This window comes from Enterobacter cloacae complex sp. I2 (assembly GCF_014896205.1).
Lineage (GTDB): Bacteria > Pseudomonadota > Gammaproteobacteria > Enterobacterales > Enterobacteriaceae > Enterobacter > Enterobacter quasihormaechei.
Genome location: NZ_JADBRA010000009.1, coordinates 115,911 through 131,761, shown reverse-complemented (window position 1 = coordinate 131,761; position 15,851 = coordinate 115,911). Strand labels below are relative to the sequence as shown.

The following is a 15,851-nucleotide window of genomic DNA, read 5'->3' as shown; positions in this document are numbered from 1 at the left end:
TATTATAACCCCCTGATTTATAAAACCAGACTATAAGATTAATAATTCTACATTCAGTATTTAATAATTATAATAAAGCAACGAAGGGAAATAAAAAAAGCCGCTTTACGAGAAAGCGGCTTTTAAATTCAGGGAATTAATTAATTTCCGCCGAACATGTCCTTGATCCAGCCGGCGACGCCGTCGCTGTCTTTCTTCTCGTCCTGCTGCTGCGGCTGTTGCTGCTGCGGCTGCTGAGGCTGAGAAGATTGATCAAACGGATTGCCCGTTGGCTGCTCAGGCTGGCTTTGCTGGCACAGCGCATCCGGATTGGTCGTCCAGACCGGCAGCGAACGCACGCCGCCGCCGCAGATGAAGTTACCTGAGCTGTCCACGCCCATATCGACGATATCTTCCGGCGCAACGAGGTTCAGCGGCACCGGAGACTGATTTGCCAGATAGCGCTGGTAAATCGACATTGCACCGCTTGCACCATACAGTTTGGTCGGCTGGTTGTTGTCGCGACCCACCCAGGTGATCACCACTTCACGGCCGTCAATACCGGCAAACCAGGTATCAACGTTGTTGTTGGTGGTCCCGGTTTTACCTGCCAGATGCAGACCCGGATACTTCGCCCCCAGCTGACGCCCGGTACCACGCTGAACAACCTGCTGCATCGTCCATAACGTCATATAGGCTGCCTGCGCGGGAACCGCGCGCTCAGCCTGCGGGAAGCTTTGATACAGCACGGAGCCATCTTCCGCTATCACCGAACGCAGGGCGGAAAGCGGAGCACGATTACCGCCGCTGGCGATGGTCTGGAATGCCTGGGCCACTTCGATTGGCGTCAGGTTAAGCGCCCCCAGGATCATGGCCGGAACAGGGTGCAGCTGATCTTTCGGCACGCCCAGCTTCTGCCAGGTATCGGTGATGGCCGGCAGGCCCAGCGCCATCCCGAGGTTAACCGTCGGCACGTTCATTGAGCGGGTTAACGCATCCACCAGCATCACCTGACCGCTGAACTGTTTATCATCGTTCTGCGGAGACCATACCTGGCCGTTAGGCTGGCGCAGGGAGATGGGCGCATCGGCAATCCAGGTGTTCAGGCGATAGAGGTTCGGCTGGCTCAGTGCGGTCAGATAGGTCGCCGGTTTTGCCAGAGAACCAATCGAACGACGCGCCTGCATCGCACGGTTATAGCCCGCATACTGCGGCTCGGCGCCGCCCACCATGGCGCGAACTTCACCGGTGTTGCGGTCAACCACCACCATCGCGGTTTCCAGATCGCTCAGCTTACGCTGCTTCTTCAGAACCGGAATACCTTCCACCGCCGCTTTCTCAGCCGCATCCTGCGCCACGGAGTCAAAGGTGGTAAAGATCTTCACTCCGGAGAGATCTTTTACTTTATCTCCAAGCTTAGATTGCAGCTCCTGACGCACCATCTGCATAAAGGCAGGCTGCGGGGAGATCACGCCACCGCGCGGCTGAACGCCCAGCGGACGCGCGCTCAGCATGTCGTACAGCTCCTGGTCAATCACCTGCTGCTGTTGCAGCAGACGCAGCACCAGATTACGACGCTCCAGCGCCAGTTTCGGGTTGCGCCATGGGTTATAGATTGACGCCCCTTTAACCATGCCCACCAGCAGCGCCTGCTGATCAAGGCTCAGCTCTTCCACCGGACGGCCAAAGTAGTACAGGCTCGCCAGCGGGAAGCCGCGGATTTCGTTATCGCCGCTCTGGCCGAGGTACACCTCGTTCATGTACAGCTCAAGGATACGATCCTTGCTGTAGCGCGCATCCATCAGCACGGCCATGTACGCTTCGTTGGCTTTACGCCAGTAAGAGCGCTCGCTGGAGAGGAACAGGTTTTTCACCAGCTGCTGGGTAAGCGTACTCGCCCCCTGCACCGTACGCCCGGCGGTCAGGTTCGCCAGCACCGCACGGCCAATGGAGTAGAGGCTAATACCGTCGTGCTCGTAGAAGTGACGGTCTTCGGTTGCCAGCAGGGTATCCACCAGCAGATCCGGGAAGCCGTTACGCGCCACGAACAGGCGCTGTTCGCCGTTTGCGGACGACAGCATGGTGATCAGGCGCGGATCGAGACGGAAGAAACCGAACTGGCGATCGTTATCCATGTTCTCAATGGTTTCCAGGCGATCGCCGTCAAAGGTCAGACGCGCGCGCACCTGGCCCTCTTTGCTGTCCGGGAAGTCGAACGGACGGCGGATCATCTCAATGCTTTTCGCCTGGACGGTAAATTCGCCCGGACGGGTCATTTTCGTGACCTGACGGTACTGCGTAGCTTGCAGCAGTTTAACCATCTCGTTTTTGCTGATGGACATGTCCGGCTCAAGGTTCACCATGCGACCATACACTGCCGCCGGCAATTGCCAGACTTTCCCGTCGATACGACTGCGGATCTTCTGATCCAGATACACGCCGTAAATCGCGATCAGAACAACAAAAACAATGAACAGCTTCAGCAGCAGCCAGAACCAGCCGCGCTTCCCACGAGGCTTACGCCCTTTGCCTTTCCCTTTACGCGGCATCGGTTCTTCATCCTCATAATCGTCTTCATAGTCATCGTCATACTCCTCATCTCTGAGGCGACGACGGCTTACCTTTTCTTTCGCCGGACGCGCTGGCTTTCCCTTACGTCCTATTGGCTCGCGGTCATTCCCCGCCATGCTTTTTCTCCGCAACATTCAGGCGCAAAGGCCAGATTTTCTTATCTTGCACAGGTCAGTGAAAGAAGAAATCTCTCAAAGTTTGTTTCTCCCTCTCCCTGTGGGAGAGGGCCGGGGTGAGGGCATCAGGCCGCACTCCCCTTTTCGACTCATCACGAATATTTCTTCGTGCGCCGCGTCGGCGCGGTATTCGCCGGATCGTCCGGCCAGACATGTTTGGGGTACCGCCCTTTCATCTCTTTCTGCACGTCACGATAGCTGCCCGCCCAGAACGCGCCCAGATCGCGGGTGATCTGCAAGGGACGATGCGCGGGCGAAAGCAGCTCAAGCACTAGCGGCACACGCCCTTCAGCGATCGACGGCGTGGTGGCCTCACCAAACATCTCCTGCATCCGAACCGCCAGCGCCGGAGGATTATCCTCATGATAACGAATAGCAATCCGGCTCCCGGTTGGCACAGTGTAATGCCCAGGCAGTTCACTATCCAGACGTTGACGTAACGACCAGTCCAGTAAATTCTGTAACGCTGCCTTAACATCAAGCGCCTTAAGGGCGCGCAGCGAGTGCACGCCGCTCATCTGCGGCAGTAGCCACTGTTCAAGCGTCGCGAGCAGGGTATCGTCATCCACCGCCGGCCAGCCGTATTCCGGCAGCCATTTCGCGGCGCAGTGCAGACGAATACGGTACTGCTCCGCCTCCGGTGTCCAGTTCAGAACGCTCAGCCCTTTTTCCCGGATGCCGTTCAGCATCGCCTGGTGTAACTCTTCTTCCGACGGCTTCGCCAGCGGTGTCGTCCCGAGCGTCAGTTTACCAATCTGACTACGACGGAACGCCTTCAGCGTGCCCTGGGCATCATCCCATTCGACGATGTCCGATTGCTGAAGCAGCTGCGGGCAGGCACGCGTCAGGGCGTCAATATCCACGGCAAGCGCCTGCAAGATGCGCGCATCCGGGGAATGGCTGCCCTGTAGCAGCAGAGGGGCAATGAGCCATTCATGACGCGTCAGGGCATCATCGCTATCGAGCATCGCGCCCATCCCGTTTGCCAGCTGATAGCGGCCGTCAAGTCCGCGGCGGCGCGCAATCCTGTCCGGAAAAGTCTGTGCCAGCAGAGAAGTCATTTTATCGCTGTCAGGCGATCCTCCCCGGCTCTTCAGACGATGACATAGCTGCTGTGCTCGCTGCTGCCAGTTTCCCTGATTGCGTGAAAAGGCCTGCCCCAGATCGCTGCTGCCGCCGCGCGGCGGCTCCTCAAGAATAGCCGCCAGTTTCGCAGCCGTGGCAATTTCATCTTCGCCCTGCGCGGCCACCAGCATCGCTGCCAGACGCGGATCGTTGCCCAGCGCCGCCATTTTCTGGCCGCGCGCCGTCAGTCGCTCGCCTTCCAGCGCACCAAGCTGGGTCAGCAGGCTGCGCGCGGCGGTGAGGTTCACGACAGGCGGCGGATTAAGCCAGGTGAGCTGGTCAGGATCCGGGCAGCCCCACTGCATCAGATCCATCACCAGCCCGGAGAGATCGCTTTGTAAAATTTCAGGCGTGCTTTGTAGTGCCGCACGCTCCGCCTGCTCGGCACTGGTTAAATGCAGACAAATACCCGGCTCAAGACGCCCGGCTCGCCCTGCGCGCTGCACCATCGAGGCCTGGCTAATGCGCTGCGTCAGCAGCCTGGTCAGCCCGGTGCGCGGATCAAAGCTGGCGACCCTCTCCTGCGTACTGTCCACCACAAGGCGAATGCCTTCGATGGTCAAACTGGTTTCGGCAATATTGGTCGCCAGCACCACTTTGCGCTTCCCCGCCGGGGCGGGAAGGATTGCTTTGCGCTGGTCGCTTAACGACAGGGCGCCATACAGCGGACAAAGCGCGACATCGCTGCTCACCCGTGACGCCAGCTGTTCCTGTACGCGCTGGATTTCACCTACGCCGGGTAAAAACAGCAGCAGCGAGCCGGGCTCCTGGCGGAGCAGTTCGGCGGTGGCGATGGCAACGGCTTCGTCAACGCGCTGATGGGCAGGCAGCGGCTGATAGCGGCGCTCAACCGGAAAGGCTCGTCCTTCGGAGGCAATCATCGGCGCGTCGGGGAGCGTCTGCCGGAGCCGCTCGTTATCCAGCGTCGCCGACATAATCAGCAGGCGAAGGTCGTCGCGCAGCCCCTGCTGAACGTCGAGCAGCAGCGCAAGGGCCAGATCGGCCTGTAGGCTGCGCTCGTGAAATTCATCAAGGATCACCAGCCCGACGCCGGTCAGCTCCGGATCGCTTTGCAGCATACGGGTGAGAATACCCTCGGTGACCACCTCCAGCCGCGTGGACGCGCCAACGCAGGTTTCGGCGCGCATCCGGTACCCTACCGTCTCGCCCGGTTTTTCATTCAGCAGTTCCGCCAGGCGCTGCGCCACGTTGCGCGCGGCCAGCCTGCGCGGCTCCAGCAGGATAATTTTCCCGCTGATGTTCCCCTCACGCAGGATTTGCAGGGGTAGCCAGGTAGATTTACCCGCTCCCGTGGGCGCGCTGAGCAAAACCTGTGGCGCATGTTCTAAGGCGGCAAGAAGCTCAGGAAGGACGACGGCAACGGGCAAAGAAGACACTTACGGCTCCAGAGGGTTAACATTAATCGGCGTACATTGTAGCATCGGCGCATATCATTACCGAGTCTTGCGCATGTCTGAGTCAAAACGGCTATTCTTCGCCATTGAATTACCCGCCTCGCTTCAACGGCAAATTGTTCGCTGGCGCGCCAGCCACTTCCCGGCAGAAGCGGGCCGCCCTGTCGCCGCCGCCAATATGCACCTGACGTTAGCGTTTCTCGGCGATGTAAGCGCTGAAAAGCAGCGCGCCTTAAGCGCACTGGCCGGACGCATTTCCCAGCCGGGGTTTACGCTGCATCTTGACGATGCCGGGCAATGGCTGCGCTCTCGGGTGGTCTGGCTGGGGACGCGTCAGCCCCCTCGCGGGCTGCTCCAGCTCGCCAGCATGCTGCGAGCGCAGGCCGCGCGCAGCGGCTGTTACCAGAGCCCGCAGCCGTTTCATCCCCACATAACCCTGCTGCGCGATGCGGGTCAGGCCGTAGCCATCCCGCCACCGGGCTTTCACTGGTCCTTTGAGGTGAAGGAATTTGCGCTTTACGAATCTGCCTTTGTACAAGGACGCACCCGCTATACTCCGCTCCAGCGCTGGACGCTGGGCGACACGCTAAGGAATCCTGATGAAGTTTAGCCCTTCACTCCAGCCCGCCACGCTGATCCAGCGTTACAAACGCTTTCTCGCTGACGTAATCACGCCTGAGGGCGAAACGCTCACGCTGCACTGCCCTAACACCGGCGCCATGACCGGTTGCGCCACGCCGGGTGATACAGTCTGGTATTCCACTTCAGAAAATACTAAACGCAAATATCCCCATACCTGGGAAATGACCGAGACGCAAAACGGGGCATTTATTTGCGTTAATACCCTGCGCGCCAATCAGCTGGTTAAGGAATCCCTGACCCATGGAACCCTTCCTGAACTTGTGGGTTACGGCACGCAAAAAAGCGAAGTGAAATATGGCGATGAAGGCAGCAGAATTGATTTTATGCTCCAGGCGGAAGACCGGCCGGAGTGCTATATTGAAGTGAAATCAGTGACGTTAGCAGAACAGGAATACGGCTTCTTTCCGGATGCGGTAACGCTACGTGGCCAGAAGCATCTGCGAGAGCTAATGAGTGTGGCGGCGGCGGGCAAGCGCGCCGTGTTGCTGTTTGCGGTTCTGCATTCAGCCATTGAACGGTTTTCCCCGGCCCGTCATATTGATCCTAAATACGCGCAATTGTTGAATGAGGCACAAAAGCAGGGGGTAGAGATTTTGGCTTATAAAGCGGAACTTTCTGCCGATAATATGACTCTGAGATCCTCTCTTCCCATTGTCTTATAAGGGATTAGACGATTGACTAATAAGTGTTCTGGCCGCGTGCGCAAATACGCTTTTCCTCACAGGGTTGTCAAGTGTTACGTTTAGATAATTGCCATACGGAAAAGCATCTGCTATTTATAGCGACCTGATTTTTCCCCCAACATGGGGATCGATAGTGCGTGTTAAGGAGAAGCAACATGCAAGAAGGGCAAAACCGTAAAACATCGTCCCTGAGTATTCTCGCCATCGCTGGGGTGGAGCCGTATCAAGAGAAGCCGGGCGAAGAGTATATGAACGAAGCCCAGCTGTCGCACTTCAAGCGTATTCTTGAAGCATGGCGTAATCAACTCAGGGATGAAGTCGATCGCACCGTTACACATATGCAGGATGAAGCTGCTAACTTCCCGGATCCGGTCGACCGTGCCGCTCAGGAAGAAGAGTTCAGCCTCGAACTGCGTAACCGTGACCGCGAGCGCAAACTGATCAAAAAGATCGAAAAAACGCTGAAGAAGGTCGAGGACGAAGATTTTGGCTACTGCGAATCCTGCGGTGTTGAAATCGGTATTCGTCGCCTGGAAGCGCGTCCAACAGCCGATCTGTGCATCGATTGTAAAACGCTGGCAGAAATCCGCGAAAAACAGATGGCCGGTTAACGCCCGCCCTCTCACTACTGCAAAGGCGGGAGTCTCTCCCGCCTTGTTACCGTTGATATGTCTGAATCTCACTATATCGGGCGCTTTGCGCCATCTCCCTCCGGTGAATTACACTTCGGCTCATTAATTGCCGCGCTCGGCAGCTACCTACAGGCTCGCGCCCGTCAGGGTAAATGGCTGGTCCGCATTGAAGATATCGATCCCCCGCGTGAAGTTCCCGGTGCAGCAGAAACCATTCTGCGTCAGCTGGAACATTACGGTCTTCACTGGGACGGCGAAGTGCTCTGGCAGTCTCAACGCCATGATGCCTACCGTGAACGTCTGGCATGGCTTGCTGAACAGGGTCTTTCCTATAACTGCACCTGCACGCGCGCGCGTATTCAGAGCGTGGGTGGCGTTTACGACGGCCACTGCCGTACGCTGCACAACGGCCCTGAAAATGCCGCCGTACGGCTGATACAGCGCTCTCCGGTGACGCACTTTACCGACGTGCTCTCAGGCACCCTTCAGGCGGACGAACGCCTGGCGCGTGAGGATTTTATTATTCACCGTCGTGATGGTCTGTTTGCCTATAATCTGGCGGTCGTTGTCGATGACCATTTTCAGGGCGTCACGGAAATCGTGCGTGGAGCGGATCTCGTCGAGCCTACCGTGCGGCAGATATCGCTTTACCAGCAGTTTGGCTGGACGGCGCCGGATTACATCCATCTGCCGCTGGCGGTCAATGAACAGGGGAATAAGCTGTCAAAACAGAACCATGCCCCGGCGCTGCCTGACGGCGATCCGCGCCCGGTTTTGATCGACGCGCTGCGATTTCTCAACCAGAATGTAACGCAGGAATGGCAGGATCTGAGTCTGGATGAATTGTTGAAAAGAGCGGTTGCTGGCTGGACGCTAATGGCCGTGCCAAAAATCCAGCATTCTCAAATGCGTTGCGCTGAGCTATGATTAGCCGCTTTTTTGATAACAAAACACACTACGAGGTGTACTATTTTTACCCGAGTCGCTAATTTTTGCCGTAAAGTGCTGAGCCGCGAAGAGAGCATGGCGAACGACGCTATTGCACAGCCACACATGTCGGTCGTTCCGCGTGAGCAGCACAACATTTCCCGCAAAGATATCAGTGAAAATGCCCTCAAGGTGCTCTATCGTCTGAATAAAGCAGGCTACGAGGCCTATCTCGTCGGCGGCGGGGTTCGCGATTTACTGCTGGGCAAAAAACCAAAAGATTTCGACGTGACGACCAGCGCCACGCCTGAGCAGGTGCGTAAATTATTCCGCAACTGCCGTCTGGTTGGCCGCCGTTTCCGTCTGGCGCACGTGATGTTTGGCCCGGAAATTATTGAAGTGGCGACCTTCCGCGGTCACCACGAAGCGGGCGTCAACGATCGCACCACTTCCCAGCGCGGTCAAAACGGCATGCTGCTGCGCGACAACATCTTCGGCTCTATTGAAGAAGATGCTCAGCGTCGCGATTTCACCATCAACAGCCTTTACTACAGCGTGGCGGATTTCACCGTGCGTGACTACGTCGGCGGCATGCAGGACCTGAAAGACGGCCTGATTCGTCTGATCGGCACGCCAGAAACGCGCTATCGCGAAGATCCGGTCAGGATGCTGCGCGCCGTGCGTTTCGCCGCCAAGCTGAACATGCGTATCAGCCCGGAAACCGCAGAACCTATTCCACGCCTGGCAACGCTGATTAACGACGTGCCCCCTGCCCGTCTGTTCGAAGAGTCATTAAAGCTGCTCCAGGCAGGCTACGGGTTTGAAACCTACAATCTGCTGCGCGAATACAACCTGTTCCAGCCGCTGTTCCCGACCATTACCCGCTACTTCACCGAAAACGGTGACAGCGCAATGGAGCGGATGATTGCGCAGGTGCTGAAGAACACTGACATCCGCATTCATAACGATATGCGCGTTAACCCGGCATTCCTGTTCGCGGCCATGTTCTGGTATCCGCTGCTGGAAACGGCACAGCGCATCACTCAGGAGAGCGGTCTCGCCTATTATGATGCGTTCGCGCTGGCGGCAAACGACGTGCTGGACGAAGGCTGTCGTACGCTGGCGATCCCGAAACGTATTACCACGCTGGTGCGTGATATCTGGCAGCTTCAGCTGCGCATGTCCCGCCGTCAGGGTAAACGCGCCTGGAAGCTGATGGAGCATCCGAAGTTCCGCGCCGCGTTCGACCTGCTCTCTCTGCGTGCTGAAGTGGAAAGAAACCCGGAGCTACAGCGCCTGGCGCAGTGGTGGGGCGAGTTTCAGGTTTCTGCGCCACCGGAGCAAAAAGATATGCTTACGGATCTGGATGATGAGCCGGCGCCGCGCCGTCGTCACCGTCGTCCGCGCAAGCGCGCACCGCGTCGTGAAGGCACGGTATGACCCTCGCGTATATCGCCATCGGCAGCAATCTGGCCTCTCCGCTGGAGCAGGTTAACGCTGCCGTGCAGGCGCTGGGGGAGATCCCGCAAAGCCGCATCGTTGCGGTCTCTTCGTTTTACCGTACGCCACCGCTCGGCCCGCAGGATCAGCCTGACTATCTGAATGCCGCCGTGGCGCTGGAAACGGCCCTTGATCCTGAAACGCTGCTGGATAACACCCAGCGCATTGAGCTACAGCAGGGTCGCGTCCGCAAAGCCGAACGCTGGGGGCCGCGCACGCTCGACCTGGATATGATGCTTTTCGGCCACGAGGTGATTAACACCGAACGCCTCACCGTTCCGCATTACGACATGAAAAACCGTGGGTTTATGCTCTGGCCGCTGTATGAAATCGCCCCCGATCTCACCTTCCCTGACGGCACCTCGCTGAAGACCGTTCTGCAAAACCTGAACGTGGAAAAACCGGCCCGCTGGTAATCCCGCGTCACCGTCTATTAGCCATTTGTTAATTGTGGTTAATCGATTGCCTAAAATCATTGTTCCCTCGAATGTTACTGTTAGAATGCGCAAAGATTCGCTTTTGGGCCATCAGGAAACAGTATGAAACCAACCACCATCTCCTTATTGCAGAAATGCAAACAGGAAAAAAAACGCTTCGCCACCATCACCGCGTATGACTACAGCTTCGCAAAACTGTTTGCCGAAGAGGGGATCAACGTCATGCTGGTCGGAGATTCGTTAGGGATGACGGTACAAGGGCATGATTCCACTCTGCCGGTCACGGTCGACGATATTGCATACCATACCCGCGCCGTGCGCCGGGGTGCCCCCACCTGCCTGCTGCTTTCCGATCTGCCGTTTATGGCGTACGCCACCCCGGAACAGGCCTTTGAAAATGCGGCAGCCGTGATGCGCGCCGGCGCCAATATGGTCAAAATTGAAGGCGGCGCCTGGCTGGTGGACACGGTGAAAATGCTCACCGAACGCGCCGTGCCGGTTTGCGGGCACTTAGGGCTGACGCCGCAGTCAGTAAACATTTTTGGTGGCTACAAGGTTCAGGGGCGCGGCGATGCGGCGCAGACGCTGTTCGATGATGCCCTGGCGCTGGAAGCCGCCGGCGCGCAGTTGCTGGTGCTGGAGTGCGTGCCGGTTGAGCTGGCTAAACGCATCACCGAGGCGCTGTCGATTCCGGTTATCGGCATCGGCGCGGGCAACGTCACCGACGGCCAGATTCTGGTGATGCATGATGCCTTCGGGATCACCGGCGGACATATTCCAAAATTCGCCAAAAATTTCCTGACAGAAGCAGGCGACATGCGCGCTGCGGTGCGGCAGTATATTGCCGAGGTTGAGTCCGGCGTGTATCCGGGCGAAGAACACAGTTTCCATTAAGGAGTCATGGTGTGCTAATCATAGAAACCCTGCCGCTGCTGCGCCAGCATATCCGCCGGGCGCGTCAGGAAGGTAAACGTATCGCACTGGTCCCAACCATGGGCAACCTGCACGACGGCCATATGAAGCTGGTCGATGAAGCGAGAGCCCGTGCAGATATCGTGGTAGTCAGTATCTTCGTTAACCCGATGCAGTTCGATCGTGAAGACGATCTGGCGCGCTACCCGCGCACCTTGCAGGAAGATTGCGAGAAGCTCAAAAAACGTCATGCGGATATCGTCTTCGCGCCGGCTCCGGCAGACGTTTATCCACAGGGAACCGGTGAAGCGACCTACGTGGACGTACCGGGCATTTCCACCATGCTGGAAGGCGCCAGCCGCCCGGGCCATTTCCGCGGCGTCTCCACCATCGTCAGCAAGCTGTTTAACCTGGTGCAGCCGGACATCGCCTGCTTCGGTGAGAAAGATTTCCAGCAGCTGGCGCTGATCCGCAAATTGGTTGCCGACATGGGCTACGACATAGAGATTGTCGGCGTGCCGATTGTGCGTGCAAAAGACGGCCTGGCGCTCAGTTCCCGTAACGGCTACCTGACCGCCGAACAGCGTAAAATTGCGCCGGGCTTAAGCAAGGTCATGAATACCATGGCAGAGCAGCTGCTGGCGAAAGCGTTAACCGCGGAAGAGATTGTTGCTCTGGCTGAACAAGCGCTGAACGACAAAGGTCTTCGCGCTGACGACGTGCAAATTCGGGATGCCGATACGCTTCTGGCGCTGTCAGAGACCAGCAAACGTGCGGTAATTCTGGTGGCGGCATGGCTCGGCCAGGCTCGCCTTATCGACAACAAAGTGGTTGAGCTGGCGTAGTTTTTTCTACCCGGAAGATGAAAGGTAAACGTAATGATTCGCAAAATGCTGCAAGGTAAGCTTCACCGTGTGAAAGTCACTCAGGCCGACCTGCACTATGAAGGCTCCTGCGCGATCGACCAGGATTTTCTCGACGCGGCGGGTATTCTCGAAAACGAAGCGATTGATATCTGGAACGTGAATAACGGCAAGCGCTTCTCCACGTACGCGATCGCCGCCGAGCGCGGCTCCAAAATCATCTCCGTGAACGGCGCGGCGGCACACTGCGCGGACGTGGGTGATATTGTGATCATCGCCAGCTTCGTCATGATGTCTGATGAAGAAGCGCGCCGCTGGCAGCCAAAGGTCGCTTACTTTGAAGGCGATAACGACATGAAGCGCACCGCTAAGGCGATTCCGGTTCAGGTTGCCTGACGCTTACCCCTGCGGCTGATTACTGATCAGCCGCGACATCGTCTCCAGCGAATCCGTTCTTAAGATATACAGGCGTTTCAGTAAGAACGGATTATCCCCCGGCTTCACCTTCCCCTTCATCGTCGTCACGGCCAGATGGAAACCGGCATCATTCGCCGCCTTTATCGCTTTTTTGTCATAGCCGCCAAACGGATACGACAGATACAGCACGCGCGGATTGAACTGCGCCAGCGCACGCCGCGAGCGTTCAAAATCAAACAGGATCACATGATAGCTGCGGCTCAGTAAGATGGGGTGTTTATACCCATCCACGCGATGCAGAAAATGGGTGTGAGACTGGATGTCGAACACGTCCTGGATGCTCTTAATTTCCTGAACGCTCATGAACTGTAGCGATTTTGGGTCCCACTTTTGCGGATGGCCCTTGATACGGGATGAAATAATAAACGCCGTCGCGTTGAAGCCATACTTTTTCAGCACCGGATACGCGTAGCGGCTCACCGATTTGAGGCCGTCGTCAAAGGTGATCACCACCGCTTTCGCGGGGAGGTTCATTTTGTTACGCACGTACCCTTCCAGCTGGTACATCGTCAGCGTGGTATAGCCTTGATCGCGTAGCCAGGCCATCTGGTTATTAAACGCGCGTACGCTGGTCGTCGTGGAGGTGTGGCGAAAACGGGTGTTCTCTTCATCACGCAGGATATGATGATAGGTCAGAACCGGCAGCCCGTTATCTTCCTGCGCGTCCAGGCTGCTGATCCACGCCAGACGATTGCCGATACGGATCTGGAACCAGGTCTGGTTCAGGCGGTCTTTCAGCTTATTCAGGATCGGATAGCGAAGATTGGCGCTTAAGGTGCCAAACGGCGCGCTTCCACTGCTGGGAGCATTGTAGACAGGCGTGTCTTTCCAGGTGATGAGGTTTTGATTACTGAGCGGCTTATTGAGGTCGCCCAGGCTATCCTCAACGCGTTGTTTACCCTGCACTTTCTCAAGGTGGTCTTTATCAATAAAGCCCGTGCCAAATCCAAAACGAAATTCGTAGTAATCAGCTGCCGCCGGAAAAACGGCGAGGATCTGCCCGGCGCGGACGTTACCCACGTTCACCACGGCGTTACCCACCTGCGCCCATATGGCCGCATCTTCAGTGGTTTGCATATATTGAGCAGGTAAGCCTTGCTGACTGGTCAGGCTGGCAGACGCACCACCGGAAACCAGCAGCAGAAGGATAAAGATAACGCGCATGAGCATGGGATATAAATCGACACGGAAAATCAGCCGCCATTGTAGCAAAAGCGTCATCAATACCAATGTTTAATGCTTATACAGATCGTGAAGCAGAACGAAAGGCGGGTTTTTCTGCTGCTGGTGCCATAAGCTACTCACGCCCGGCGAGCCCTGCGCCACAATGGCGTGGCGAAACTCAGCGCTGCTCAACGTTGCGCGTAGCGGGTACATGACTTCGAGTAATGGCAGGCTGATACCGGAGATCACTTCACAGTTATCGTGCTTGTGGCTCATTAATGCCGCTGAACGATAAGGCGCCGCGCCCGATCTGTCGGTGAGAAAAATCACCCCATCACCGGTGTCGGTTTCATGCAGCGCGTCGCACATCATTCGGCTGAGCATGTTGGTGCTTAGCCCTCGCCAGTAGTTTACCGCGCGGCATTGCGCCAGGGGACCAAATCGGGCCTCCAGCTTCAGCAGCATTTCCTGCGCCACTTCATCGTGGCAGGTGATCACCCATCCCAGCATAACGTCTCTCCTTAGCAGGCGAGTAGTTTACCGGAGTGAAGGTTAGTTTACGGTGATAACTGTCAAAGAAAGTGCCCGGCAGACGGTACGTCGCCGGGCAGAAGGCAGAGGTTTAGCTGCGCAGGCCGCGACCACGCTGGATCAGATACCAGCACAGCAGGTAGAACGCCACGATAAACACCGCCAGCACGACAACGGTGGTGAACAGCGGCACGTCGGTAATGCCGAGGAAACCGAAGCGGAAACCGCTGATCATATAGACAATCGGGTTCAGGTGCGAGAGCGCCTGCCAGAACGGCGGCAGCAGCGTCAGGGAGTAGAACACCCCGCCGAGGTAGGTCAGCGGCGTCAGCACAAAGGTCGGGATCAGGCTGATGTCGTCAAACGTTTTCGCGAACACCGCATTCAGCAAGCCGGCCAGCGAGAACAGGATTGCCGTCAGCAACAGCGTCAGCGCCACGAACAGCCAGGAGTGAACCTGGAACGGCACGAAGAACAGCGAAATGGCCGTTACCAGGATCCCCACGCACAGCCCGCGCGCCACGCCGCCGCCCACGTAACCGGCGATGATGACGTGCGTTGGCACCGGCGCCACCAGCAGCTCTTCAATGTTGCGCTGGAACTTGGCGCTGAAGAACGACGACGCCACGTTCGCATAAGCGTTGGTGATCACCGCCATCATGATCAGGCCCGGCACGATGAACTGCATATAGGTGAAACCGTGCATCTCACCGATGCGGGAACCAATCAGGTTACCGAAAATGATGAAGTAGAGCGTCATGGTGATAACCGGCGGCACCAGGGTTTGCACCCAGATACGCATAAAGCGGTTGATCTCTTTCGCCCAGATGCTTTTCAGCGCGACCCAGTAAAGATGCGTCATGCCTTGTCTCCTTGTTTATCGTGCACCAGAGAGACAAACAGCTCTTCCAGTCGGTTCGCTTTGTTACGCATACTTAATACCTGAATGCCCTGCGCGCTCAGCTGTGAAAACACGCTGTTGATCCCCTGCTCGCGCAGCACTTCCACTTCCAGCGTCGAGGTATCGACCAGACGGTAGTTATACCCCTCCAGCTTCGGCAGTGCGCTTTTCGCCGCCAGATCGAGGATAAAGGTCTCTGATTTCAGTTTGGAGAGCAGATTCTTCATTGAGGTGTTTTCCACCAGCTCGCCGTGCTGGATAATGCCGATATTGCGGCACAGCATTTCCGCCTCTTCCAGATAGTGCGTGGTCAGAATGATGGTGGTGCCTTTATCGTTCAGATCCTTCAGGAAGCCCCACATGGATCGACGCAGTTCAATATCCACCCCGGCGGTCGGCTCATCGAGAATAAGCAGCTTTGGCTCATGCATCAGCGCGCGGGCAATCATCAGGCGGCGCTTCATCCCCCCGGACAACATCCGCGCGCGTTCGTTACGCTTTTCCCACAGATCGAGCTGTTTCAGGTACTTTTCGCTACGCTCCACCGCCTCTTTACGCTCGACGCCGTAGTAGCCCGCCTGGTTAACCACAATCTGCTGCACCGTTTCAAACGGGTTGAAGTTAAACTCCTGCGGCACCAGCCCCAGCTGACGCTTGGCGTTGACCACGTCTTTTTGCAGATCGTAGCCAAACACGCTGACGCGACCGGAAGTTTTGTTGACCAGCGAGCTGATGATCCCGATGGTGGTGGATTTCCCCGCCCCGTTCGGCCCCAGAAGCGCGTAGAAATCTCCCGCTTCGACTTTAAGATCTATCCCGCGCAGCGCCTGAACGCCTCCCGGGTAGGTTTTTTTGAGCTGTTCCAGCTCCAGTGCAATCGCCATGAATTCAACTTACCTTAAGTTCTGACACACGT

The 15,851-nt window shown here is 57.0% G+C and carries 15 protein-coding genes; 9 read left to right on the top strand and 6 right to left on the bottom strand.

The window, feature by feature from the left end; translation table 11 throughout:
• Nucleotides 1–140: 140 nt before the first annotated feature.
• Together mrcB and hrpB are read right to left on the bottom strand one after the other, a co-directional pair.
• A complete protein-coding gene (mrcB, locus tag IM300_RS09960; RefSeq protein ID WP_063450612.1) occupies nucleotides 141–2,666 on the bottom strand; it encodes a bifunctional glycosyl transferase/transpeptidase in 2,526 nt (841 codons plus the stop codon).
• Between the two features lie 152 nt (nucleotides 2,667–2,818).
• A complete protein-coding gene (gene hrpB / locus IM300_RS09955; protein ID WP_193036340.1) occupies nucleotides 2,819–5,248 on the bottom strand; it encodes an ATP-dependent helicase HrpB in 2,430 nt (809 codons plus the stop codon).
• Nucleotides 5,249–5,321: 73 nt separating this feature from the next.
• On the opposite strand from hrpB, the gene thpR reads away from it, so the two are divergent.
• The 9 genes from thpR to panD all read left to right on the top strand — a co-directional run bounded on the left by thpR (nucleotide 5,322) and on the right by panD (nucleotide 12,258).
• Nucleotides 5,322–5,876 carry an RNA 2',3'-cyclic phosphodiesterase gene (thpR, locus tag IM300_RS09950; protein ID WP_063450614.1) on the top strand — a complete coding sequence of 185 codons (555 nt, stop codon included), beginning with the start codon at nucleotides 5,322–5,324 and terminating at the stop codon, nucleotides 5,874–5,876.
• Nucleotides 5,866–6,570, top strand: coding sequence for a DNA/RNA nuclease SfsA (sfsA, locus tag IM300_RS09945; RefSeq protein ID WP_193036338.1), 705 nt, complete (start codon nucleotides 5,866–5,868; stop codon nucleotides 6,568–6,570). Before thpR ends, sfsA begins: the two co-directional genes overlap by 11 nt.
• A gap of 176 nt (nucleotides 6,571–6,746) precedes the next feature.
• Complete coding sequence (gene dksA / locus IM300_RS09940; protein ID WP_001155232.1) at nucleotides 6,747–7,202, top strand: RNA polymerase-binding protein DksA; 456 nt, start codon at nucleotides 6,747–6,749, stop codon at nucleotides 7,200–7,202.
• A gap of 57 nt (nucleotides 7,203–7,259) precedes the next feature.
• Entirely contained in the window at nucleotides 7,260–8,150 is an 891-nt protein-coding gene (gene gluQRS / locus IM300_RS09935) for a tRNA glutamyl-Q(34) synthetase GluQRS (protein ID WP_193036336.1), read from the top strand.
• A 42-nt stretch (nucleotides 8,151–8,192) separates the two neighbouring features.
• On the top strand, nucleotides 8,193–9,590 hold the full coding sequence (pcnB, locus tag IM300_RS09930; protein ID WP_370552237.1) for a polynucleotide adenylyltransferase PcnB: 1,398 nt from the start codon (nucleotides 8,193–8,195) through the stop codon (nucleotides 9,588–9,590).
• Nucleotides 9,587–10,066: a 2-amino-4-hydroxy-6-hydroxymethyldihydropteridine diphosphokinase gene (folK, locus tag IM300_RS09925; RefSeq protein WP_112791962.1), complete on the top strand. Its 480-nt coding sequence runs from the start codon at nucleotides 9,587–9,589 to the stop codon at nucleotides 10,064–10,066. Before pcnB ends, folK begins: the two co-directional genes overlap by 4 nt.
• 123 nt (nucleotides 10,067–10,189) lie before the next feature.
• A complete protein-coding gene (gene panB, locus IM300_RS09920; RefSeq protein ID WP_112791963.1) occupies nucleotides 10,190–10,981 on the top strand; it encodes a 3-methyl-2-oxobutanoate hydroxymethyltransferase in 792 nt (263 codons plus the stop codon).
• A gap of 11 nt (nucleotides 10,982–10,992) precedes the next feature.
• Nucleotides 10,993–11,844 (top strand): pantoate--beta-alanine ligase, encoded by an 852-nt coding sequence (gene panC / locus IM300_RS09915; RefSeq protein ID WP_193036334.1) that lies wholly within the window; start codon nucleotides 10,993–10,995, stop codon nucleotides 11,842–11,844.
• A 33-nt stretch (nucleotides 11,845–11,877) separates the two neighbouring features.
• Complete coding sequence (gene panD, locus IM300_RS09910) at nucleotides 11,878–12,258, top strand: aspartate 1-decarboxylase (RefSeq protein ID WP_006810068.1); 381 nt, start codon at nucleotides 11,878–11,880, stop codon at nucleotides 12,256–12,258.
• Between the two features lie 3 nt (nucleotides 12,259–12,261).
• On the opposite strand, the gene IM300_RS09905 is transcribed toward panD, so the two are convergent.
• The 4 genes from IM300_RS09905 to IM300_RS09890 form a co-directional block, all read right to left on the bottom strand.
• Complete coding sequence (locus IM300_RS09905) at nucleotides 12,262–13,509, bottom strand: polysaccharide deacetylase family protein (RefSeq protein WP_107534710.1); 1,248 nt, start codon at nucleotides 13,507–13,509, stop codon at nucleotides 12,262–12,264.
• Between the two features lie 63 nt (nucleotides 13,510–13,572).
• Complete coding sequence (locus IM300_RS09900; protein WP_193036332.1) at nucleotides 13,573–14,013, bottom strand: PTS sugar transporter subunit IIA; 441 nt, start codon at nucleotides 14,011–14,013, stop codon at nucleotides 13,573–13,575.
• Nucleotides 14,014–14,125: 112 nt separating this feature from the next.
• On the bottom strand, nucleotides 14,126–14,896 hold the full coding sequence (locus IM300_RS09895; protein ID WP_006810078.1) for an ABC transporter permease: 771 nt from the start codon (nucleotides 14,894–14,896) through the stop codon (nucleotides 14,126–14,128).
• Nucleotides 14,893–15,819, bottom strand: coding sequence for an ABC transporter ATP-binding protein (locus tag IM300_RS09890; protein WP_193036330.1), 927 nt, complete (start codon nucleotides 15,817–15,819; stop codon nucleotides 14,893–14,895). Before IM300_RS09890 ends, IM300_RS09895 begins: the two co-directional genes overlap by 4 nt.
• Between the last annotated feature and the right edge of the window lie 32 nt (nucleotides 15,820–15,851).